At 56.9% G+C, this 23,465-nt stretch carries 18 protein-coding genes and 2 pseudogenes; 7 read left to right on the forward strand and 13 right to left on the reverse strand.

The genetic code is table 11. The annotated features are described in order from the left end of the window. Position 1: 1 nt before the first annotated feature. From ACP2YO_RS15970 to ACP2YO_RS15995, 6 genes are all read right to left on the reverse strand, one after another. On the reverse strand, positions 2-979 hold the full coding sequence (locus ACP2YO_RS15970; RefSeq protein WP_426441679.1) for an NAD-dependent epimerase/dehydratase family protein: 978 nt from the start codon (positions 977-979) through the stop codon (positions 2-4). Continuing rightward, positions 976-2,034 carry a Gfo/Idh/MocA family protein gene (locus ACP2YO_RS15975; protein WP_426441680.1) on the reverse strand — a complete coding sequence of 353 codons (1,059 nt, stop codon included), beginning with the start codon at positions 2,032-2,034 and terminating at the stop codon, positions 976-978. Before ACP2YO_RS15975 ends, ACP2YO_RS15970 begins: the two co-directional genes overlap by 4 nt. 69 nt (positions 2,035-2,103) lie before the next feature. Next, the gene (locus ACP2YO_RS15980) at positions 2,104-2,646 is read right to left on the reverse strand and encodes an NUDIX hydrolase (RefSeq protein ID WP_426441681.1); all 543 of its coding nucleotides are present in this window, start codon (positions 2,644-2,646) and stop codon (positions 2,104-2,106) included. Positions 2,647-2,660: 14 nt separating this feature from the next. Further along, the gene (locus ACP2YO_RS15985; RefSeq protein WP_426441682.1) at positions 2,661-3,416 is read right to left on the reverse strand and encodes a glycosyltransferase; all 756 of its coding nucleotides are present in this window, start codon (positions 3,414-3,416) and stop codon (positions 2,661-2,663) included. A gap of 77 nt (positions 3,417-3,493) precedes the next feature. Continuing rightward, positions 3,494-4,732, reverse strand: coding sequence for a nucleotide sugar dehydrogenase (locus ACP2YO_RS15990; protein WP_426441683.1), 1,239 nt, complete (start codon positions 4,730-4,732; stop codon positions 3,494-3,496). After that, complete coding sequence (locus ACP2YO_RS15995) at positions 4,729-5,463, reverse strand: class I SAM-dependent methyltransferase (RefSeq protein ID WP_426441684.1); 735 nt, start codon at positions 5,461-5,463, stop codon at positions 4,729-4,731. Before ACP2YO_RS15995 ends, ACP2YO_RS15990 begins: the two co-directional genes overlap by 4 nt. A gap of 732 nt (positions 5,464-6,195) precedes the next feature. Here ACP2YO_RS15995 and ACP2YO_RS16000 point away from each other — a divergent pair. The 3 genes from ACP2YO_RS16000 (at position 6,196) to ACP2YO_RS16010 (ending at position 11,071) form a co-directional block, all read left to right on the forward strand. Next, positions 6,196-8,205: a hypothetical protein gene (locus tag ACP2YO_RS16000; RefSeq protein WP_426441685.1), complete on the forward strand. Its 2,010-nt coding sequence runs from the start codon at positions 6,196-6,198 to the stop codon at positions 8,203-8,205. Between the two features lie 174 nt (positions 8,206-8,379). Next, complete coding sequence (locus tag ACP2YO_RS16005; protein WP_426441686.1) at positions 8,380-9,489, forward strand: hypothetical protein; 1,110 nt, start codon at positions 8,380-8,382, stop codon at positions 9,487-9,489. Positions 9,490-9,919: 430 nt separating this feature from the next. Beyond that, positions 9,920-11,071: an acyltransferase family protein gene (locus ACP2YO_RS16010; protein ID WP_426441687.1), complete on the forward strand. Its 1,152-nt coding sequence runs from the start codon at positions 9,920-9,922 to the stop codon at positions 11,069-11,071. 11 nt (positions 11,072-11,082) lie between these two features. Here the strand turns inward: ACP2YO_RS16010 and ACP2YO_RS16015 are convergent. Beyond that, positions 11,083-12,032, reverse strand: a protein-coding gene (locus ACP2YO_RS16015) for an IS630 family transposase (RefSeq protein WP_426441688.1) whose coding sequence is annotated in 2 segments (ribosomal slippage) — positions 11,083-11,691 and positions 11,694-12,032 — 948 coding nt in all. Because the reading frame shifts where the segments join, the coding sequence is not laid out codon by codon here. Between the two features lie 200 nt (positions 12,033-12,232). Beyond that, positions 12,233-13,540, reverse strand: coding sequence for a hypothetical protein (locus ACP2YO_RS16020; protein ID WP_426441689.1), 1,308 nt, complete (start codon positions 13,538-13,540; stop codon positions 12,233-12,235). 854 nt (positions 13,541-14,394) lie between these two features. Here ACP2YO_RS16020 and ACP2YO_RS16025 point away from each other — a divergent pair. From ACP2YO_RS16025 to ACP2YO_RS16040, 4 genes are all read left to right on the forward strand, one after another. Next, a complete protein-coding gene (locus ACP2YO_RS16025; protein ID WP_426441690.1) occupies positions 14,395-15,291 on the forward strand; it encodes a hypothetical protein in 897 nt (298 codons plus the stop codon). After that, positions 15,288-17,096 carry a DUF5672 family protein gene (locus ACP2YO_RS16030; RefSeq protein ID WP_426441691.1) on the forward strand — a complete coding sequence of 603 codons (1,809 nt, stop codon included), beginning with the start codon at positions 15,288-15,290 and terminating at the stop codon, positions 17,094-17,096. The genes ACP2YO_RS16025 and ACP2YO_RS16030 overlap by 4 nt, the downstream gene beginning before the upstream one ends. Positions 17,097-17,430: 334 nt before the next feature. Beyond that, positions 17,431-18,198, forward strand: a complete 768-nt coding sequence (locus tag ACP2YO_RS16035; protein ID WP_426441692.1) for a right-handed parallel beta-helix repeat-containing protein — start codon at positions 17,431-17,433, stop codon at positions 18,196-18,198. 397 nt (positions 18,199-18,595) lie between these two features. Next, on the forward strand, positions 18,596-19,033 hold the full coding sequence (locus ACP2YO_RS16040; RefSeq protein WP_018268855.1) for a hypothetical protein: 438 nt from the start codon (positions 18,596-18,598) through the stop codon (positions 19,031-19,033). 123 nt (positions 19,034-19,156) lie between these two features. Here the strand turns inward: ACP2YO_RS16040 and tnpC are convergent, their stop codons facing one another. The 5 genes and pseudogenes from tnpC to ACP2YO_RS16065 all read right to left on the reverse strand — a co-directional run. Beyond that, positions 19,157-20,761 carry an IS66 family transposase gene (gene tnpC / locus ACP2YO_RS16045; protein ID WP_426443210.1) on the reverse strand — a complete coding sequence of 535 codons (1,605 nt, stop codon included), beginning with the start codon at positions 20,759-20,761 and terminating at the stop codon, positions 19,157-19,159. 73 nt (positions 20,762-20,834) lie between these two features. Further along, positions 20,835-21,179 (reverse strand): IS66 family insertion sequence element accessory protein TnpB, encoded by a 345-nt coding sequence (gene tnpB / locus ACP2YO_RS16050; protein WP_426433797.1) that lies wholly within the window; start codon positions 21,177-21,179, stop codon positions 20,835-20,837. Continuing rightward, positions 21,176-21,562 carry a transposase gene (locus ACP2YO_RS16055; RefSeq protein ID WP_426433795.1) on the reverse strand — a complete coding sequence of 129 codons (387 nt, stop codon included), beginning with the start codon at positions 21,560-21,562 and terminating at the stop codon, positions 21,176-21,178. The genes tnpB and ACP2YO_RS16055 overlap by 4 nt, the downstream gene beginning before the upstream one ends. A gap of 353 nt (positions 21,563-21,915) precedes the next feature. Next, positions 21,916-22,461: pseudogene (locus ACP2YO_RS16060) on the reverse strand (IS66 family transposase); the annotation flags it as partial. A gap of 297 nt (positions 22,462-22,758) precedes the next feature. After that, positions 22,759-23,448: pseudogene (locus ACP2YO_RS16065) on the reverse strand (IS110 family transposase); the annotation flags it as partial. Between the last annotated feature and the right edge of the window lie 17 nt (positions 23,449-23,465).

Raw genomic sequence — 23,465 nt, forward strand, 5'->3', positions numbered from 1 at the left:
GTTAGCTACGCGGCGCCAAGTCTTGGTGCTCCCAATACCAGTCCACCGTTGATGGCAGTCCTGCATCTAGCGTAACCTGCGGTGAATAGCCGAGCTCACGAAGCTTGGAAATATCCGGGCAGCGCCGCGGCGTACCACCCTCCGCCGGGGAGCCCGCTATCAGTTCGATTTCGCGGCCGGCACGCCTGGCTATTCGCTGAGCAAGATCGGCCATCGTAACTTCCTCTGTGGTACCAACATGGTAAATGCCCAGATGTGCGCCTTTGGCCCGCATGACCAGTACGCCTCTTACGAGATCGTCGACGTGGCAGAAGCTGCGGGTCTGGCTGCCGTCCCCTTGAAGCTTAAACCCGAGCTTACCGTTATCCTTTTCGGCTGCAAGTGCCTTAAGTCGTAACGCGAACTGCGGGATGACGTGCTCCCAGCCCATATCTTGTCCATAGATGTTATGGGGTCGGAATATCAGCACGCGATCGAAGAACTTCCGTCCATAATTGATCGCCATCAGCTCGCTGATGATCTTCCCTCCACCATAAGAGTATCTCGGGTTGGTGACGTCAGGTACCAGCAACGGAGCGCGCTCATCGGTGGGTGTGTGCGGCGGCGTTTGATAAACCTCTGAACTGGACGCGAGGATAAGCGAGCCGATGCCGGCATTTCGGCATGCGTCGATGACATTGATCATCCCCTTGACGCCGACGTCCAGCACCAGTTCCGGAGCGCTGTAGAAGAACTCGGTGCCGTTGACATAGGCCAAGTGATGAACCTCGTCGACGCCCTTCACGGCACGCGCGACGGCAGCCGGATCGCGAACGTCTCCAGCTATGAACTCGACATCGTTGGCGACCTCTTTCAGACGTCGAGGGGCGCCGCGCGAGTTATCATCGATCACTCGCACAGAGTGCCCGTCACGGACCAGAGCCGTCACCAGGGCCGAGCCGATGAAGCCGCTGCCGCCAGTTACAAGAATTGAGCTCACAGTTGCTTTTCCGTATTTTCCATACCCATATCGAGCCAGGTACCGACATCATTTGCACGCCGCGCGATGTCAAGCAACACTTGAACGCGGAAGCCCTCGGCAAACCCAGGAGGGGTGTGCAGCCCGCGTTCGATCCCGTCGATAAACGCGGTTGCTAGTCGGGAAACCGGGGCAATCCGTCCATCGGATGGGAATCTGAGATCGGTCTCGTCAACAGTTTCAACGTCACTCATGGCGGTTGCAGGTCTTTGCGCCAACCTCAGCCGAAACCCGCGCATATAATCGGTGCTGTCGTTGATCAGCATCAACGTTCCGTCCTCACCGTAAAACTCGAGCCTATGGCCGGATCCGAGATAGGATGCGCAGCTCATTACGAGGTTACCGGCCGCTCCTGACGCGAAAGACATGCTGATACCTGCGTTTGTTTCCATTGTCGGCTCATCCGGTAAGCTTGAGAGCCGAGCCGACATTCCGTTGATGGGACCACAGAACCATTCCAGATAGTGCAGGCAGTGGCTCACGAAGTTGCCCAGTACGCCGCCGCCGTTGCCGAGTGTCTTCCAGTTCCGGATGCGCATCCGCGTGCCGTAATTTTCGACATTCCAGCTTACCTCGACATGGCGCAGGCGGCCTATCGCGCCTTCATCGAGCAATGCCTTTGCCCTACGCCAGGTCAATATCTCGCAGAAATTGAAATCCACCGTCGTCATGCGGCCGCTCTCTTCTGCTGCGTGAGCCATGCGTTTAGCTTGGGCGAGATCGGCGGCCATCGGCTTTTCGGCGAACACTGGCTTGCCAAGCCCAAGGGCGCGAACAGCAATCTCTGGTTGCAGATTTGGCTCGGTGGCTATAGCGACAGCATCCACGTCGGGATGCTCGACGAGTTGCTCCCAGTTGCCGAATGCCAGCGGTACGCGGGCAGCCTTTGCGAGCTCCGTGGTGCGGTCCGCGTCACGCCCAGCGAGTGCTACCACTTCGCAGCGGGGATCGACGCGAAACGCAGGCAGCTGTACCAAGCGGCCGTAGTTACAACCGACAATGCCAATTCGGACCAACGACACTCCAGATTGCTGTTTGAGTTCAATGCAGCAGCGATTCCCGGATCGGCGGCATAACCCTCGAGATTATGCCAATACGATGAATGACCTTAGCTGCGCAAGCAACAGTGCGCCAAGGTGCAATTGTGATACAAATTCGCCTGACTTGATCATGCCAACCAGCTCGGAGGCCGTCACGAGCCTAACGGAAATACCGGGTTCGGGCGCGAAGTCGCTGACGCGCTCGCCCGTTTCGAGAAAGAATGAGTGAATCCGGTTGCTGAGACGCCCGCTGCACGGTGCTGCCGTTCCCAGAGGATAAATCGAGCGTGTGGTATAACCTGTTTCCTCGAGCAACTCGCGCCGGCAACCTTCGCCGAGATCCTCGCCACTCTCGGTAAGGCCAGCCGGAAGCTCCCAAGTAAAGGCTTCGAGCGCGGGCCGGTATTGATAGACGATGGGAAAGTGCCCGCTGGGAGTTTGCGCCACGATCGCGAGATAGTCCTGCGTTTTGACCGCATGGTAAATCTCGGTTGTTCCAGGTGAGAACTCGACTTCTCTGGCGATGATATCGACCCACGGTGACACCGCGATCGTTGCTCGGGATTTGATCTTGGGCCACTCTGACATGGACTAGACCGCTTTCACAGAATGGAGGGCTTAGAACGGATAGTAACTGTTTTCGGTGACCGGCGCAGGTAAGTGGTAGCAAAGGCGTATCTGAACCAGCGCAAATAGGCTGGTAGCCATTTCAGCACACGAAACCGACTCGCCCCGTGCTGGCGCTCGAACCAGAGGGCGGGGACCTCGCCGATCGGCCAGCCTAGCCGGTGAACCTTCACCAGCAATTCGATGCTGTAGCAGAAGCCCTGGTCGGATTCGACTTTGACCCTATCAATGACCCTCCGCGAGAACATCCGAAAGCCACTTGTCGGATCTCTTGTCGGAACTGCCGCCAAATAGTACAGGGCAAACGCCGCCGACCGCACCAACGCGGCCTTGAGCCAAGGGCACCCTTGCATCGTTCCGCCGGGTAGAAACCTACTTGCACAGACGACGTCACAGCCGTTGCGGATAAGGTCAGCCATGTTGTCGATGATCCCGGCATTGAAATCGTCGTCGGCTGGGTAAGCGACAACAATAGGAGCGGTGCTCGCGGCAAATCCAGTCATCACTGCTGCGTGCGCTCCCCGGCTGTGATTTCGGACGAAGGTGACCTCAAGTCCATCATGTGTCTTCGGGCAATTTCGTACCGCCGGCAGGGTATTATCTCCCTCAAAGTCGTAGCATATCAGGACCCGTGCGGGCGTCCTGACTTCGCGCGCGAGTGCTCCGAGCGTTGAGAGGATGTTCGAACCCTCATTGTAAACTGGAATCACGATGTCGAGTAGGTGTTCCATCGTTATGCTCTGGCGGCGCATATGGTACAGATCGGCTTCGCATCCACTGACGGCCTGGGTTGGAATACATACGCGCCTCAGGAAATCAGATTGGCGCCCTCGAGCAATCCCCAAACGTCTACGACCGGCTTCCCCTTGAGGTCGGCATTCCTGTAGTTGCTGTGAGGGGTGCAAAGGATGAGGATGTCGCTGCGAGCGATCACCTCATCCAGAGGCAACAGCTCAGGATCGATCGTCACAAATGGATCGGTCGTCAACACGTCGTGCGCAAATCCGCTCAGGACCTTTTTGAACTTATAGCTCAGTGAAGCACGTATGTCGTCGATCTCCGGCTTAAACGCCATTCCCAATAGCCCGACCGTCATTTTTCCAAGATCGTAACGGCGGCGTAAATCGCCGATAACGTGCAGCGGCAACCCCTCATTGATCAGCATTGCCGCGTTGCCGAGGCTGAATTCATTGCGAGCGAACGCGGTCAACTGCATCGTATCCTTCATAAGACACGGCCCGGCCGCATAGCCGGGCTTGGGAATATTCCTTGCGCGGGGATAGTTGTACTTCATCGCCTTGAGGATCCGCTGATAATCCAGCCCAGCCGATTGGGCGATCAAGTAGAACTGGTTCGTCGCTGCGAACTCAATGTAGCGATAGGCATTGCCGAACAGCTTCGCAAACTCGGCCTCGATCGGTTCGAGCGTAACGATTTCCGGCGAAATCGTTCGGAACAACGCGGCGGCCTGCTCGACAGCTTCGGGGGTCGTGCCACTCACAAGCTGAGGCATCTGGCTCAGCTCCTCAATACCGTAGCCCTGTACGATCCGCTCTGGACAAAACGCAACGTTCAGATTGCGGTTCTTCCGCTTGAGGTGCTCGGAGATCGAGTCCGTCGTTCCCGGATAGAGAGTGGAGCGCAGGACTAGGAGCTGTCCATCGGTGAGGTGGGGAAGAAGGCTGTCGATGCAGTTTAAAATGACTTGGCGTTCCGGATTCAGAAATTCGTCGACCGGCGTTCCGATCGTAACGATCACCGGGCCTGACTTCGAAATCCGGCTCGGTACGCTCGTAAAAACCAGCTTTTTGTCGCGGAGGGCGTTTGAGAGAATATCTTCAGCGCCGTATTCCATAAACGGGAGACGGCCAGATCTCAGCGCGGCGAGGCTGTCTAGGTCGAGGTCGTTGACATTGACCGTGAACCCCTTGGCAGCAAACGACAGAACGAGCGGAATGCCGACGTGGCCCGCTCCCCCGACCACCGTCAGGTCGGCTGTGCGGGTTTCGCTGGGGCGCTCAGCCTCTGGAAGATCGAGAACGGTCAAGGCTTTTCACCATAGGTTAAAACAAAAGACCTTAGCGGCTTCATGAAACCGGGCGCAAACAGCGCACGGTCGAGCGCATTGTAGGCTGGAAGCAGCCAGCGCATCTTGGCTGATGCCAGGTAACGGTAGCTGAGATCGGATATGTAGTCCGTTCCAACAGTAAATCCTGCACCACGGAACACCGTCGCGATCTCGCGCGCTAACACCGGGCGTTCATTCTCCGTCACACCGACCGAGCTGTAGAATGGCGACGAGCGGTCGCGATAAAGATACATAAAGGGATTCATTCGATTTGGATCGAACGCGACGAAAGAGCCTCCCGGCTTCAGGATGCGGAAGGCTTCGGCCGCGCAACGCGAAGGATCAGAAAAATGATGCACAAGTCCGCTCAGCAGGACGCCGTCGAAAGTTGCTGATTCAAACGGCATGTGCTCCACGTCGCCTTCAACGAACTCGACGTCGGGAAATTTGATCCGGCCTAACGCAACGAGTTTCGGGCTGATATCGAGGCCGACCGCCTTGTAGCCCCGCTGTGCCAACAGAGCAGTAAATACACCGGAGCCGCACCCCAGATCGATGACACGCGCTCTCGGCCTAAACTTGGCCAGTTGTGAACACGCGCCTATAAGCCTCGCGTTGCTCTCGGGTGTAAAAACGTCGTACGTGTCCGCCGCGGCATGGCCGTCGAAAAACTCGATTTCCTTCCGTTTGTTTTGAGTTGAACTTTTCATGTGATCATTAAAGGCTCTTATCAGACTTATCAGGACACTATCTCAGGCAGTGATTATAACCGCAGCTTATGCTATCAGCAACAACGAGACATAACGGCTTTGAACCATAGTAGTTGTGGTCAGCATCGTTGACTGTTGCGGATTGGACACATTTGAGAAGTCATTTTGACGCCCCGCCCCCCACCGCCCTCGGCAGAGGTTGCGGTAAGCTAAACGAGAATGTGCCGACCGATGCGGCGGGCTTCCCCTCTATCGGCGCGGGGGGTCGCTCTCAAGGTTGATTTCGATATCGCAAGGGACATCCAGGGCCGTTGACCAAACTTCGCTAGACGTCGGTCCATCGTCTGACGATGCTGATCGCGACGAGATCGGGCTGGCTGATACAAAGTCTACCGTCCAGTTTTGCACGCGTTCGCTGATGGTTCTGCCGAGCCGGCGTCTCGCTTGTACTTGAACCGTGGGTCCCTTCGCCATCGTTCAGCTCAGGGCTGAGATCGGAATCCGTCGGCGCAGATGATTGCAAGCCGCGGTCGCAGCGACATCGCAAGGCGCCGCGGCGGGGGGAACTGTCGCCGACAAAGCGAGCTGTTGATTCCTTTTTTGGGCCGGGTATTAGTGATTGCGAGGGGAGGGACTATGTCTGGTTTAGGGGACGCGATATTACTTGTCGAGCCACGAACCTGTAGCCGTGAGGTTTGGCTCTCTGCTAGAATAGCGACTGTCGTAGTTGCGTTGGCAGTTTTGTATCTCAGGACGCCCGTCACGTTCGTCACCCCTCAAATGTGGGCGGAAGACGTTGATTTCTTCCGGCTCGCTCATGAGTACGGCTGGTTCGCGCTGAGCATTCCCATGGGTTATTTGGTCGTAACGCAATTCTTCGCGGCCATTATGGCAAGCTATCTCGACCCAGCCTTCGCCGCGGGAATCTATTGCTACGCCGCCATAGCGCTGACGTTGGTCGTGGTCTGGATCGTAACCTCGCCAAGACTGGATATGCCGAGCAAGCCGCTTTTGGCAGTCGCGATCGTGGTCGTCCCAATGGCCTACGAAGAAGTCGGCACGCTGGCCAATATTCAATGGATATTGCCGATCGGCATATTCGCGATGTTGTTCATGAGAGCCCCGACGTCGTGCTACGTTTTGGCGGCTGAGGTTCTCCTCGCCGCATTCATGGCTGTTAGCGGTCCATTCTCGATTTTTCTGACCCCGCTGTTCACGTGGCGACTATGGACTGTCCATGTTCCTCACGACCGCCGCCGGCTGCTTCTACTCTGTGCGACGGTCGGAGCGGGAGCTCTGCTTCAGTTCCTTGCTGTCGCAAGAAGTCCATTCAGCGGCGGTATCGAGCCATCTCCACACTCTTGGACGCTTTGGTTCAATCTACCTGCCTCGCGAATAATGACCACGTTTGGAGGACTGTCACCAAAGTTGTCCAACATGTTTGCCGGGATCAGTGGCGTCCTGCTTACCGTGGCATTGCTCACTCTCGCCATGTTCCTGGCCTGGCAGCGGCCCTATCGAACGCAGAAGCTTTTTATGATTGCATTCTCCCTGTGCATCATGATTGGCGGAATGTACAAGTTTCGGGTGGCGCTGGATACGCAGGTATCCGCCAATCGTTATTTCTATGTTGCGAGTGTTTTTTCGCTGTGGTTCATCTGTTGCCTCACGGACAAGAGATGGCTGCATGCGGCCTTGGCCGCCTTCGTCGCGGTGACTGAATTGACGCTACTGCCAGCGGTTGCGCATACGCCCAGAAACCCTGCCGACCTCGAGTGGCCAAGTTGGACGCGCTATATCGACAGTGGTCTTTCAGTTACGATTCCAACGTCGCCGGGCGGCTTTTATCTCAGCTTGCCCGGCTCGGAAGAAGGACGGTTCGCCCGCTACTCGTCGTGGGTCGGAAGAGAAATCGGTCGGCTCGCCGGTGAAGCTCCGCCGTCGACTTGCCCGGGGGCCATAGGTCCGATCGAGGTCCTTCCCCTAATTTCGGGGAGGATCCCCGGAGTGCTCCCGCAAGGCTCCGACCGAATATGGGGTGCGAACGGATGGGCGTGGGATACCGCTCGTCAAAAGTCGCCAGATCTTGTTGCTCTCGTGGACGAGGGCAATCGTGTGATTGCGCTTGCCATAACGGGCTTTAAAGCGCCAAGCGTTGTGGCGGATCTTCCGGCAGGGACGGGTTGGAGAGCTATATTCGGCTCGACGTCGGCGGGAGTCGTTGGAGCATATGCCATCCTCGACGAAGGGAAGCACGTTTGCCGCCTCTCGGGCAGACGCTCACTTTCGACCTTGACCGAGTCTCTCGTTTCTGGTCCCCCGGCGAATGTGGCAGCAATAGCGCCGGGAACCGAAGTTTCGCAGCGCTTTACACCAAAAGGCGCGCTGCTCGGCATCAATGTGACGTTTGTTACGTGGGGACGAACGCCCAGCCGATATAGGGTCAACTGGCGAGTTGTTGCGTACAAAGGCGGCGAAAGTCATGAAATCGGGGCTGGCAAAATCGAGGCTGTGGCCGTGGCGGACTGGCAAGCGGTCGATTTGCCGCTTGCGACGCGGGATGAATTGGAAGACCAGATAGAGGTGATCTTTACCGCAGACGAGCCGGCGTCGGCCTTGATAGGGATTCCTCTCTATCGGCCCGATGACGAAAGGGGAGGAGGATCGTCGGCTAAGATCAACGGACTTGCAATAGCGAACGGCACGCAGCTGGGATTGACACTTGCGTACGAAGCGCATTGAAACGGGCGCAAAAAAGGGCGCGGTGTGCCGGCGAGCGCCAACACCGGATTTTTCGGACCCGAACTGGGGGGCTCCGATTCATGGGAATAAATTCTCTATTCCCGCTATGGTGATGTCAGGTCACGGCTATCGCAACGTGCTAACGGATTTGCGCTTCAGCGGATGGGACTGAGAATGACCGATTTAGCCGTCTTGTACCTGGCGAGGTTCGCCGATGGATTTGACGAGTTTGAGCGCTTCGCGGCCAGCTATCGGAAGCATCCGCCCGGCCATCGGCATGACTTGATCATCATTGCGAAGGGGTTTGAGAACGGAGGGCAGCTTTCACTGCTGGGAAAGATATTCTCGAACATCTCGCATTCGATTGTTGAAATGCAAGACGATATCGGAGTGGACATCCATGCATATCAAGCGGCTTGTCGACAGATAAGCCACCATACCGTCTGCTTTATCAATACGCACGCGAGGTTGCAGGCCGATCAGTGGCTCGAGAAGTTGTACAGCAACTTCAGAAAGCCCGGTGTAGGTATTGTCGGCGCCACTGGGTCTTATGAAAGCCTCTACTCCTCAATCAAACTAACGTACCAGATTTGCTGGTTGATCGATAACGACAGCGCTTTTAATCCGAAGCTCACTCGCCAATTCAAATGGCTATTCGCGCCCCGCAGTCCCGCATCCGTCGATGCACTTTGGTCACCTCTTAAGCGCATCAAGATAATGCTTGATGATCGGCGAGAAAAACGCAAATCGGCGGACGAAGTATCGCAGACTTACGAAGCAACATGGAGCATGGCTACGGAGCCTGGAGCTGGCTTTCATGACATCAGCAATATTCCGGAATTTCCTAACCCGCATATACGAACGAATGTCTTCATGCTGTCTCGAGAACGTTTTCTCGATTGTCCGATCAATGGCGACAACAAGTTTGCCGCTCTGCAGTTTGAGAGTGGCCCGAGTGGTATTAATGCTTGCATTCGCAAAGCTCGACTGAGATCACTGGCGGTCGGTGCTGACGGCGTCGGATATGACGTAGAACAGTGGCCGTTTGCCAAAGGCTTTCGCTCGGGGAATCAATCCAATTTATTGGCGATTGACAATCAGACCGAAGAATTCAGGCATCTCTCGCGGAACGAAAAACGCATGATGGCAACCATGACGTGGGCTGGCTATCAATCCAAGCACATAGGTCCGAATGAAGCTGTTCTGGGAGTACCTTTTCTGTCGAATCACCCGCTATTTTTGATGTCAATACCAGTTGCAAAGAGCCCGCACCGCAAACTATGACAGGGCGCCTTGCTTCTTCATGAGTTCGGCGCTTTGTACTTTGTTTCTTCCTCAATATAGCAATATTGCCATTCTGACTCAGCGGGTCATCGTTATCGTCTGGTGAGCGTCGCAGCCAAGGCACTTCACCTCAATATAGTCGGCGAGAACGCGAAACACTTCGGCGTAGAACGGCACCGGTCTCGATGGTCGGCAAAAGCTCTGGGCCGAAGTCGATCCGATCATCGGAGAGTGGTGCGATGGGTTAATTAAAGGATCGCTGCGGATAGCTCCGCCATTCTCTCCGTTAAGAGGATGCAGATATCGCTACAAAACGGTGCGGTATAATGGTTTGTCCGGCAAGAGCGTCGTATATAGATGGGCGGATCCAAAGAGTAGCTCGCTCCTCTTCGGGAGTTCTGGTGTCATCTGAGCAGATACAAGCTTGCAAATGTCAAAGAATCAAGTCAGCTATCGCATCACATCTCTTGATCTATTGCGCGGGATCGCCGCCATTATTGTCGTGATCTGGCACTACCAGTTCTACTTCAATTCAAAACCGCTGCTAGGGCTATTGTTTCCATTTTTCACCGATGGACAGCTCGCGGTTGATACATTCTTTGTTATCTCCGGATTTGTGCTCTCTTACGCCCACGGCAATCGGCTGGTCATTGATGGTGGCCTGCGCCGATTCTTGATCAAACGAATTGCCCGGCTGTATCCGTTGCACCTCGCATCGCTCTTGGTCACGGCACTCCTCTTTCTTCTCGTTTATGTCAAGACGGGCAAGCCAGCCTATTATGTCAACGACGCCTTCCATTTCGTCTTGAACCTGACCCTGACGCAGTACATTGGCTTGCAGGATTCATATTCGTTCAATGGGCCGTCGTGGAGCATTTCGACCGAATTTTGGGTCAATGTCCTCTACGGGGTCATCATGGCCATGTGGGGGCGGTTCATCGTGCCCATCTCGCTCCTGCTCATCGTTGCGGCCAGCGCGTTCCTATTGCTCGTCATCGGGCAATGGAGCGTCGGTCCAAAATATGACGGCTGGATCGAATCCGAGCTCCTTCGTACGATCGCTGATTTCTTTGCCGGCGTGATGGTCCACTACGCTTGGTCTCGATACGGACGAGACAATGTGCTCGGTACCATTGCATTGCTGCTGGGGGCGGCGGTTACGCTGTGCGCTATGATGGTCGGTCATACGCATGCCGTTATCGAAATGTTGGCTTCCGTCGGAGGCGGCTCTCTGCTGGTTTGGGGCTGCTCGTGTTCTAGGGGGGCGAAAGTACTCGCGAAGACGCAGCCGGGTCGATGGATTGGTGATATATCGTATTCGATATATTTGTGGCACTTTCCTGCAGCGATGGTGTTATCGCTTTTGAACGTCGATGTGCTGATCGGTACCGGACCCGGATTCCTTTGCCTCTATCTTGTCTTTATCCTTACGGTCTCGCACTTCTCATACGTTTACCTCGAGAATCCCGCGCGTTTGTGGGTTACGCGGATTGCCCTTCCAGACACTCCGCGTACGCATCTTTTGGTCGAGAAGACCTCAACCCCCGCGGTGACGCCCACGCCGAACGAAGGCGCATCTTGACTAGAGCGTTTTCATGGTTGGTGACGATAGCCGGCATCTGTAAGAAAGTTCAGGCATTCCGTTGGCGAGAAGCGGGTAAGCGCGTCGGCTATCGCCTGGTCGAGGGCTTTGAGAGTTCGTGCGCCCGCCTTGCGCAGCAGGGACTTCAATTTGGCGAAGAATTGTTCGATTGGATTGAGGTCGGGGCTGTATGGCGGCAGATAGCGCAACGTCGCACCACCAGCCTCGATGGCTTCGCGGACACCCTTGACCTTGTGGCTCGACAGATTGTCCATCACGACGATGTCGCCCGGCCGCAGCGTCGGAACGAGGAACTGCTCGACCCAGGCGAGGAATGTCTGGCCCTTCATTGGGCCGTCGAAGACGCACGGCGCGGTCATGCCGTGCTGGCGCAGAGCTCCGACGAAGGTGGTTGTTTTCCAATGGCCGTGCGGTACTGTGCAAACGAGCCGCTTGCCGCGCGCGCAGCGGCCGTAAAGCCGGGTCATTTTGGTGGACGCGCCGCTCTCGTCGATGAAGACCAGGCGCTCCGGGCTTAATTCCGCCTGACCGGCGCGCCAGTCCACACGCGCCTCGGCGACATCGGCCCGATCTTGCTCCGCAGCTCTCAGTGACTTTTTTTGAGCGTCAGGCCGAGATGGCGCAGGCGCTTCCACAAGCAGCCGATGCTGACCTTCATGTCGTGCGTGGCCAGAAGCCATGCCCGGATCTCCTCCAGCGTGGCGTCTGGCTCGGCCGCGATCCGCTGGCGCAGCGCTTCATCGTGAGCGGCCAGCTTCGGAGACGGCCCGCCGCCCGACGCGCGGGCCGTCGTCTCGCCCGTCGCTCGCCGACGCCCCAGCGCCTTGTAAATGTAGGAAACGCTGACGCGCAGCAGCGGCGCCGCCTGGTACGCTCCCATTCTGCCGTCGACGATGGAAATTACCCATTCACGCAAATCTTGAGAATAAGGCGCGCCCATCCAAGCCCCCGCGTCGAATCAACACGGAAACTGAATCATGGAGCACCCTTGCAGGGAATCCCCCGATTCCACCAATCGTGAAAATGCTCTAGTCTGAATAGTTATCGGTGACGACGAGGTCGCGCGTCTCATCGCGGCGCTGAGTCACGGCTGGATGATGCGTGTCTGGACATAGACCTGCGACGTTCAGCTGCGGCAAGTCAGCGTCGTCGGAAGAAATTGATGAGCGCACGCAGAGGCGCCGTGATGCGCCAAGATGTCGAGGCACGCAGGGCGACGGCTTCCGAATGAAGTGCCGCAGATTCCGCGCGCGATGTGTCCCGTTCCTGGCGCAGGACGTCTGCTTCCGCGCGCGATACGTCACGTTGCTGGCGGAGTGCGTCTGCTTGCGCGCGCGATGTGTCCCGTTCCTGGCGCAGGACGTCTGCCTCCGCGCGCGATGTGTCCCGTTCCTGGCGCAGGACGTCTGCTTCCGCGCGCGATACGTCACGTTGCTGGCGGAGTGCGTCCGCTTCCGCGCGCGATGCGTCGCGTTCCTGGCGGAGCCCGTCTGCTTCTACCCGCGTTGCCGCCCGCTCGAGCTCGACATTGCGAGACGTGACAAGCCGCCGCAACGGTTCGAGATTTGGCGGTGACGATGCTCTCGACTTCGCCGGAACGGCTGCACGCGGGGGCCAATCGTACGGCCGGAGTTCTGCGAGGTCGCACAACTGCGATGCGGCGACCCCAATAGCGATTACCGCACAGCCGCGCCGAGCCCCGGTCTCCTCGCGAGCTGGCAGCGCGGGAAAAAAGAGGCTCGCTCCGTTGGAATCCGCCTGCGATAGTAGTTCGAGGGTGAGGGCTTTCCCAGGACCGTAATCGTCGAACTCATACACCGGATCGAAAGGAACGGCAAAATCGTCTATGATGATCACTCCGGCCCGTTCGTTCGAAAGAATTAGCTCGAGTTCACCGATGAGCGGTAAATCCTCCTGCCAGTGCGCATCGAGATAGTAGAGTAGCGTGTCGCCTTTGACTTTCGCGAGAACCTCTTTCAAGAAGTCACGTGAATCCTGTCGCCGGATCTCGATGTTCGGGAAGCCTGCCAAGTTGGCTCGGGAAAAAAGGTACCACCTCGGATCGAGCTCGCACGTGAGGATCGGCCCATCAAAATTCTCGCCCATGTATGCAGTCGTGGTACCGCGGAACGTACCGGTCTCAATTATCGCGGCCGGTCGAACCTCATTCAGCACCCGTAGAAACAACTCACTACGGCCCTTCTGGCCGTTAAAGGGAGCGCTCCACCAACCCTGCCTTGCGGGCAACACTTGATCAAGGGCGGATGCTCCGCTGTGTAGGTGGAGCGCAGCGACAGAACATCCAGCACCATTGAGCGAGAGAGCGAGCGCATGAATCTCCTCAGCTGCGGCCGCCAGCAGGTCGAACTCGGTCTCGAGCGGATGATTGTGAGTGTCTTCGAAACTGCTCGCTACCAGCTCAGTCTGGTCCGAAAAAGCCGATCGCAAGGCCGTCTCCTCTGTTGTTTCCTGCTATCGAAAGACCGTCGCAGGGGGGCGCTCACTGTGCGGTCAGAAGCGAGCCAAGTCGGCCGCGCACAGAATCCGAAGCCGATATGTCGTTTTCAGCCAGAGTTCCGTGCCGCCAAGCGCAGAATGCTTTATAGATCTGGATGAGTGTTGATGCCATCGTTTCCCAGTACTCCTTAGACCACCTTCCGATCAATGGTATCCGGATTTTCGTGCCCCTTACTGTCCCGCCTTTGTGATTTGTAACAACGCGGCTGCGCGATCTCGACTTGACACGGGTCGACTGTCGCTGCCATTGTCGAGGGTTTTGGCTGAGTTAGCTGCGGCGAAACGGTACGAGCCTGCCGCCACCAAGCCGGTAAAGCGCATTCTTCATCGTGGTAGTGGGATTCGGCGAATTTGAGGATCGATTTTCCCGCCCCCGATCACATCACACCATGCAGTGCTTTGACGATGAGCATTGGCGACGGTCGGTTTGGACGAGAACCTGCCGCCTTTCCAGAAGACGGTCATTGGCGCGCAAAGCCGGAGGACGTAACCGGAGGGACCTGATACAATTCGAAAGCTTGATTTAGGCCCTCGCCGCAATGTAGATCCTCTACGGTGCTGGAGAGGCTGGTGGAACTGATCGGGTCGTTCTGCCGAGCTTTTCTGAGTTTAGGAAAGTCGGAAGCCGGTGGACCATCCGGGCTGCTGAATGAACGAACGTTTGCACCGCAGCCTCGAGTGCCAGGAAATTTGAACTTCCACGAATCGGGCGCTAGCTGAGCCGGAGCAGCCAACGCCTAAAACAAATTGGGTTTCTTGCGGTGATACTGAGAATCAGAAGAGAATTGACCGACTTCTGGATCCATGCTAGAAGTAGATATCCAATTGAAATGCACGCGCTGAACATATGTCTCGACGAAATCAAATATCGCTTGGCGCGGATCGGCAGAGCCAACAGCCATTCGCGTGAGAACAGCCTTTCGCAGACACGTTCGGTCGCGGTCATTTATCTGGCTCGCGGACGGACCAGAGAAGAGTTGAACTCAATTCGTGTTTTTCTGGACTCCTACAAGAGATTTCCGGCCGGATCCGCTCATAGTTTTTACGTCATCTACAAAGGGTTTGAGACTGAATCCTCCAGGAGCCAAGTGCAGGCCTTGTTTGACGTGCCGCACGCAGCGATCGCATTGGGGGACGGAAATCTTGATTTAGGCGCGTACATCGAGGCCGCGGGGATGGTTGAGGACGATTACGTGTTCCTCATGAATACTCATTCCGAAATTCGTGCCAGCAATTGGCTCGAGAAGGTAATGAGCCCATTTGCGGATAAGAAAATCGGTATGGTTGGCTGCACAGCCTCTTTCGAGAGCCTTTCGCCGTTATCTCCTCTGTTTCCACCGCGCCCCAATCCGCATGTGAGGTCTAATGCGTTCGCCTTGGAACGATTCATGTTTGTCAACATGATGCGCGATGAAAAGATCGCCACAAAGTTCGATGCGTGGCTCTTAGAAAGTGGACCCAACTCGATTACCAACCGGATAAAATCGTTGAATAAGAGATGCGTTATCGTGGATAGGGATGGAGCGATTCAGGAAGAAAGTACGTGGCCCCAAAGTGCTGTTTTTCGACACTTGTTCAGGCGGCAAGCGCTCATAATCGATAATCAAATAAGGGATTTCGAGTCCGCAAAGCTTATCAAGAAGCTCGAGATGTCTTTTTATGCATGGAGCGTGCCGTCTTGATCAAGGCTGACATGAAGTGTGCGATCGTAATTCCCACACATAAGCCGAGGCCCGATGAGGAAGACGAGGCGTCGCTGCGAAATACGCTAAAGGTTTTGGGCGCACGGCACGTGTTTGTTGTGCTTCCCCACGGCGTAAGCGGGGACCACTACGAGCAGTACAGACAAGATGCGCATTCGCTGGCCATTCTAAATCTCGAACCGGGGCATCTGGGTTCGATAGAGAATTACAATGCGATGGGGCTATCGTCCAGCTTCTATAAGAGGTTCGAGCAATTTGACTACCTGTTGATTTGCCACCTGGATTCGTGGGTGTTCCGGGATGACTTGGATCACTGGATGTCGCTGGGCTATGACTATATTGGTGCGCCATTATTTCTTGAGGAACCAAGCCACTACACGAAACTCTTCGATCTTGCGGCGCCCATCGGTGGCAACGGTGGACTTTGCCTTCGACGCACAAGAAAGATGATAGAGCTAACGGAAAAGCTGCCGGTCAAGTTCAACTACATTCTGTTCGTCCGCGGCGCGTTTTTTCTCTTGCGAAACCGCAGGTTTGATCTTTTGCGCCTCTATTTGTACATCTGTCACGAGATATGTTCTGATCACGTCGCATTCCAGCGCAAGCATAGCGTCTATGAAGATGTAATGATCAGCGTTCTGTATGCCTTGTTGGATTCCGGCTTACGCGTTGCCCCTCCCAGCGTGTCGAAGAAGTTCTGCTTGGAGGTGAATATGGGTGAGATTGCCAATACGGGACTAAAATTGAGGCTTCCGTTTGGCTTGCACGGTTGCGACAAGTATGTATCAGAGGGCAACTTCCGTGCGTTGCTGCGACGTCAAGCCAACGCCTATGCCAACCAGCCTGGCTCGGGCTACGACAAGCCGACCACGAACGATCCGCTCGTTACGGTCGTTACCCTTGTGAAAAATATTGAAAGAGGCAATCGCATTGAGACTCTGATGCAGTGCATTGAGTCCGTGCGACGACAAAGTTACACGCATATCGAACATTTGATCGTCGACGGCGCGTCGGACGACAGGACACTTGAAATTCTTGCTGAATACGAAGCAGCAGGTGTAGTGAAAATCCATTCGTCGCCGGACAAGGGAGTCTGGGACGCCATGGAAAAGGGGACCAGGCTGGCATCTGGAGAATTTATCAATTTTATGAATTCGGATGATTATTTCTGTGACAGCGAGGCTATAAAGATTGCCGTTGGAATGATGTTCAAGGATCGGGCCGATTGGTTCTTTTCTGGCGCAACCGTCATAAGAGCTGACGGATCGAGCTACGATTTTCCAACTTCAATATATGGCGTGTTCAGCTGTATCGGAATTATGCATCAGGCCGTTTTCGTGCGTAAGGACATTTTGCAGGCTGCCGATCCATTTTCGACGCCATACACGACCAGGGAGAACTACCTTTTTATGCTGCTCTTGGTGAATGGCTTTAAGTATTCGTACTTTCCCGGTTCTCTTGTTCACTATCGTGAGGGCGGATTGAGCACCAACGAGTATGGCGGCTCGAACTTGGAGCGTACAAAGAATGACTTCGCGAATTATTTTCACGAGTTGGTCGGAAAGCGTTGGCGTATGAGCCATTCAGATTGTTACGACATGTTTGCGTGGCAAACCTTCAATAATAGGGGGGTGAAACACAGTTTGCTGCTTGGTTTGAAGCTACGGTTTCTTGGGCTGAGAGCCGACTATTTCAAGCGGCTAGTCAGTTATGGCTTTCATCACCGTGGCATGAAGAGGATCGTTCGTAGTCTGTTGTCGGCGCCGTCTTCCCCTAGAACCTGATTCTAGGTGCTTGCGGTGGCTGCCTGTCGGATAAGGCGCTTCAGCGTGGCTGCTGGTTCAAGCCTAGGTTTGCGCGCCCGGGTTGGTTCGAATAATTTTCAGAGGTCAAGCCCGCACACGGGAGTGGCCTTTTTGGACGAATTTGCAGATTGGCAGCGACCGTCCTAATTGGTACTGTCCATCGTCTAATCCATGGTGGCCGATTTTGCGCTGGCAGTGGCCTGATTTGGTACTATAGCGTGCGGTAAATTTTAAGACCTCGTCACGGTTAGCCAAGGCGATCGGGATGTAACCCCTCTCTGCGGTCTATTGCGCGAATATTATGGGAGATTTTATGAAAACGCGTGTTGGGATTCTGGCCATTCTCCTGGCTTTCGGACTGGTGTTTCCGTTTTTGGCAATCGCGCCTGCACAAGCCCAAGCGACCCGCACCTGGATATCAGGAGTCGGTGACGACGCCAATCCTTGCAGCCGAACAGCGCCATGCAAGACATTCGCGGGAGCTATCTCTAAAACCGCTGCGGCTGGTGAGATCAATGTTCTTGATCCCGGTGGCTTCGGCGGTGTCACGATCACGAAGTCCATCACACTCCGCGCCGATCATGTTGAAGGCGGCGTGCTGGTAGCTGGTACAAACGGCATCACTGTCGCTGCTGGCGCTACTGATTCTGTAACGATTGACGGACTCGATATCGAAGGGCTTGGATCTGGTATCCACGGAGTAAGCGTTACATCCGGCCTGAAGGTGTATGTCGTGCGGTGCCGCATTCACGGCTTCACACAAAATGGCATCAACATGGCGAGTTCGACGAGCAGTGGCAACATCTTCGTCACCAACTCGTATATTTACAACAATGCTGGCGGCATCAACCTGAGCGGTACCAGTAATCTCGCAAACGTAAACAACACCCAGATTTACTCCAACTCGTCGTTTTCGGTGCAGACGAATGGCGCCGGGAACGTCGTTGGTCTGCAAAATAGCGCCCTCCTCGACAGTCCCGCATCACTCATTACCCTCAATGGAGGGACCGCAATTTCGATTGGTCCAAGCAACCTCTTCACCGGCACCGGAGCGTTCAATACGACGATCCCTTACAAGTGAGCTTCGCTTGATTGTTTGCCGTCGAGTTCAAGGAGAGGCCGCCTGAGTGGCGGGCTTGACTTATGGTCAGGTGCGGTGGTCATCTCGTTGCACCACTACAGCGTGCTGCATTTAGACGGAAACATATCCTAAATTTCTGAGATAGTTTCGGCATCCATCAGACGAGAAGAGATCCGAGGATTTCACCAACTTTCGCCAAGTGTCCAGCTGGGCATCTCTCATCAAATGTTTGAGTTTGGCGAAGACCTGTTCGATCGGATGTGAGCGTCACGAGGGGATCACCGGTGCCCGGGCTTGACTTGCGCGGAATGTTCTGGATAGCGCGGTCGGGATGATTGACGCCGCCCGCGCGCGGTGATGGGTTGATCCCGGTTCGGAGCGGGCAACGGGGATCAGAATGACCAGCGAGTCGCAGCTGCGCGAGAAGCTTCGGAAGATCGAGGCGTTGTTCGTGGGTGCCGGAACTGCTGGTGAGCGACTTGCAGCGGAAGCCGCGCTGCAGCGGGTGCGGGCCCGGGTCGAGGAACTCGCTCGCCACGATCCACCGATCGAACAGCAATTCTCACTTCCCGACCAGTGGTCTCGGCACCTTTTTCTGGCGCTTTGCCGCCGATATGGGCTGCGGCCGTTTCGTTATCGCCGGCAGCGACGCAACACGGTGATGGTCCGTGCGTCACGGGGCTTCGTCGATCGAGTCCTGCTGCCCGAGTTCACCGAGCTGGAGGGTGCGCTGCAAGTGTATCTGCACGAGGTAACGCTGCGCGTGATCCGCGAAGAGATCTACGACGACGCCAGCGATGCGCAGGAAGTTCCCGACGCGTTGCCGTCGAACTGATCAAGCGGCGAGCTTTGCCTCCGAACCATCGCGCTCGGCTTTCCAATTCCACGGCAACAGCGTGTTCAGCTGATTGATCTTGGTGCGTCCGGAGACGATGCGTAAGCGTGTAGCCGAAGCCGTTCAGGCTCTGAAGTTCCACGGCATGAGGGCATCGATCTGAGTGATCGGCCACCGGTTCGCGATGCGCTCGAGCGTTTGCGTGAGCCAGGCGAGTGGATCGACGTCGTTCATTTTGGCGGTCTGCAGAAGCGTAGCGATGGTCGCCCAGGAGCGGCCGCCACCAGGGCTACCCGCGAAGAGCGCATTTTTTCTTGTGATTGCCTGGGGTCTGATGGTCCGCTCGACGATATTGGAGTCGATCTCGATACGACCGTCGCTCAGAAAGCGCTCGAGTGCGGCGCGTCTGGATGTGGCATAGCGGATCGCCTCGGCGAGCTTGGATTTGCCGGACAGACGCGGCAGCTCCTTCTCCCACAGATCGAACAGCGCCGCAACGATGGGGGCGGACCTTTGCTGGCGCGCATTCAGCCGCGTCTCAGGATCCTGGCCGCGGATATCGGCCTCGATCTCCCACAGCTCGACCATGGTGGTGACGGTCTGTGTCGCCAGGCGCGAGCTCTCGTTGACGTGAAGCTCGTAGAACCGTCTCCTGACGTGGGCAAAGCACGCTGCAAGCCGCACTCCCTCGTTGGCGCCCGCCGACCTGGCGAGCCGATTATAGGCGGCATAGCCATCGACCTGGAGGATGCCAGCAAAGCCTGCCAGATGGCGCTCGACGCATTCGCCGCCACGGCTGTCCTCGAAGCGATAAGCGACCATCGGTGGACCGATGCCGCCAAACGGCCGGTCGTCACGGGCATAAGCCCACAGCCAGGCCTTTTGCGTCTTGCCGGATCCGGGAGCGAGCGTTGGCAGGGTCGTCTCATCGGCGAAGATCCGTTCGCCTTGCTTGACCTTTTCCAGCACATAGTCGGCCAGCGGCTGCAATTCGAAGCCGACCTTGCCCATCCACTGCGCCATCAACGAGCGGTCCAGCTCGACCCGATCGCGGGCGTAGATCGCTTCCTGCCGGTAAAGCGGCAGCCCGTCCGCATATTTGGAGACGGCAATCTGGGCCAGAAGCGCTTCAGTCGGAAGGCCGCTCTCGATCAAATGGGCAGGCGCTGGCGCCTGTACCACGCCGTCGCGGTTGCGATAGGCGTATTTCGGGCGGCGCGTGACGATCACGCGGAACTTCGCCGGCGTCACATCCAGCCGCTTCGACACGTCCTCGCCGATCAGCACCTTCTCCAGCCCCTCGCACCCGGCAGGAACCTCCGGCTCGATGACGATCTCCACCCGCTCCAGATGCGCCCCGAACTCCTTGCGCGGCCGCGGCACGCGTTTCGGCATGTCCTTGCCGCCAGCCTTGGCCAGTTCGGCTTCAACCGCCGACACGCCGGTCTCAATCTCCTCGAACACGAAGGCGATCTGCTCCGTGCTCAGCTTGTCGCTGCGCAAGCGTTCCGAGCGCGTGCCGTAAAGCGTGCGCTCCAGCATTTTGACGATCGCCGTCAGCTCCACGATCCGCGCATCGGCGGCCTTGTTGATCGCCGTAAGATCGGTGTTTGCAGCGGCAATGCGGCTGTTCTCGGCCTCGATCGCCGCCCGCTCTTCCGCCAAGGCGACGATCAGCGCGTGGGCTTCGGCAAGCGTCGTCGGGAGCTCTGTAACGGGCGTCGTCATCGTCGCCATCACAGCAGAGTCGCCGCCACTCTTCCAAACTTTTCAGCACCCTGATTCAATTCGCCGCAGCTTGTCAGCCTACCGTTTCTGGGCGCTTCACAACCACCGGACGCACCTTCGTCCAGTCCAGCCCGTCAATCAGCGCGAGCAACTGCGCATGGTTCAGCTGCACCCGGGTCGGCGCAATCCTCGGCCAGCAGAACTTTGACTCCTCGAGAGTCTTGGCAAACAGGCATACCCCGCTGCCGTCCCACCAAACCGCCTTGATCCGATCCGCCCTTTTCGAACGGAACACGTACAGTGCTCCGCTGAAGGGGTCGGCCCCACCATCTCGAACCAGCGCCATCAAACCCGTGGCTCCCTTGCGGAAGTCGACCGGCGTGCTGGCCACGTAAACCTGAACACCCGCCGGGATCATGCCTGCCGAACCGCCCGGATCACAGCAGCAAGCCGCCCCGCCTCCACATCTCCACCAACGCGCACCACGACATCGCCGATGACGATTTCCACCATCTCCCCCGCCATGGTCTCAAAGCGCGCGAACTTAACCGCTCGGTCTCGCGCCCCAGAGAGCGGCGCCACCATTCCCGAGGCCAGCGCCTTGCGTCGCCACGCAAACAACTGCGATGGATCGATCCCATGACAGCGCGCTATCGCCGACACGTTCGCCCCCGGCGCAAACGTTTCCCCGACGATGCGATCCTTCTCCTCCCGCGACCAGGTGCGGTAGCTCCGCCCGGGACTCACCGAAAGCCGCTCGGCCGCCGCTGTGATAACTTCGAAATTCTTGGTATCAGACATATGTTCGCTCTCATGAACTCCTGGGACAAATCACCAGGAGATTCTCTGACAATCGAACATCATCCGCTACGTGGGATGACCTACACGCTTACGACGATGCGCTCGAGAACATCAGTGAGATAGTGCGTACGCATACGACGAAGACCGCCTGATTGACGCATGCGCGCGGGCATGGCGAGCTCTATGATGGCGTTGCGCGAAGGTCAGGCGGCCTGCTGATCGGCAGGCTTGTCGGCTTGGCGCAGGAGCTTCCATTCCCAGGGCAGCAGTTCGTGCGTACGCATACGACGAAGACCGCCAGATTGACGCATGCGCGCGGGCATGGCGAGCTCTATGATGGCGTTGCGCGAAGGTCAGGCGGCCTGCTGATCGGCAGGCTTGTCGGCTTGGCGCAGGAGCTTCCATTCCCAGGGCAGCAGTTCGTGCAGACGCGATGCGGGAAGATCTGCGATACGGGCGAGGACGTCGGCGAGCCAGGCCTTGGGATCGACGTCGTTGAGGCGACAGGTCGTGATCATCGTCAGCATGATGGCGGCACGGTCAGCACCCCGCCGGCTGCCAGCGAAGGTCCAGTTGCGCCTTCCCAAGGCGATGCCTCTCAATGCGCGCTCAGCGCAATTGTTGGTCAAGCAGATCCTGCCATCGTCGAGGAAGCGGGCGAAGTCGTCCCAGCGCCTGAGCATGTAATTCATCGGTTTCAGGACCTCGGCAGAGCGCGACAGGGTTTCGCGCTCACGCAGCAACCAGGCGTGCATGTCCTCGAGAAGCGGCTTGCTCTTTTCCTGGCGCACGGTGCGCCGCTCGTCGGCGCCGCAGCCGTTAATGGCGCGCTCGATCTCGAACAACGCATCGAGGCGTCTGACCGCCTCCAGCGCGATCGGAGAGACCGGTTTGCCCTTGTTGTCAATCGGCGTTCAAATTTGGCTCAAACTCATATGTGGAACGGCCCGGGCTGCAAGATCTTTCTCTGGTTGAACAAGGGATGACGGTGCGGTCATATGTTCGGCCTGTGAACGCGGCACCTGGCCGCTGGCCACGATGATATCCGCGGAAGCAATCGCTCAATCAATTTCTCGCGCTCGGAGCGCAGTGAGTCAGGCGGTCTGATTGCTGCCGGGAATGTCGTCATTCGAGGTTCATCCAGCATTTGCACCTTGCCTCCTCGGCAGCTCTTCTTCTGCCGGAGAGCTCTTATCTCAGGATTTCAACATTGCCGCCGGCGCCTGATAGATGCCGCCTCTAACCAGCAAGGCCCAGATGGTGCGCGCAATCTTGTTGGCAAGCGCCACCGATACGACCTTGACCGGCCGTCTTTGCAGCATAGTCCGAACCCAGAGCGGAACCTTCAAGCCTCGTTTCGCAAGCTTGATGATGGAGGTCGCACCAACGATCAAGAGGGTCCGTAGTTGCCTATTTCCACGCTTTGATATCGCCCCCAGCCTTTCTTTCCCGCCGCTTGACTGTGCCCTCGGGGTCAGCCCAACCCAAGCCGCAAAATCTCGTGCAGTCGCAAAAGCATGTGCATCGAGTACAGATGTGCGCACCGTAGCGGCGATGAGAGGACCGACGCCGGGGATGCTCATTAGACGTCTCGCATCGGCGTCCTGCCTTACGGCCACCAAGATCTCCTTGTCGAGCTTTTCTACGCGGTCTGTCAGCAACTCAATCTGCTCGGCGAATTGAATCAGGGCAAAGCGGGCGGCGCCTGGGATCCTGTTGTCTTTCTCGTCCCGGAGAAGCACCAAGAGTTTTGCGATGCTCGCCATGCCCGTCCCGGCGATAATTCCCAATTCGGCCATATGTGCGCGCAGGGCGTTTGCCGTCTGGCTGCGCTGCCTCATCAGCATCTCTCGCGTTCGCAGAATCATGCCTGCTGCTTGTTGTTCGTAAGCGTGTAGCCGAA

The sequence above is a fragment of the Bradyrhizobium genosp. P genome, assembly GCF_049949265.1.
Classification (GTDB): domain Bacteria; phylum Pseudomonadota; class Alphaproteobacteria; order Rhizobiales; family Xanthobacteraceae; genus Bradyrhizobium.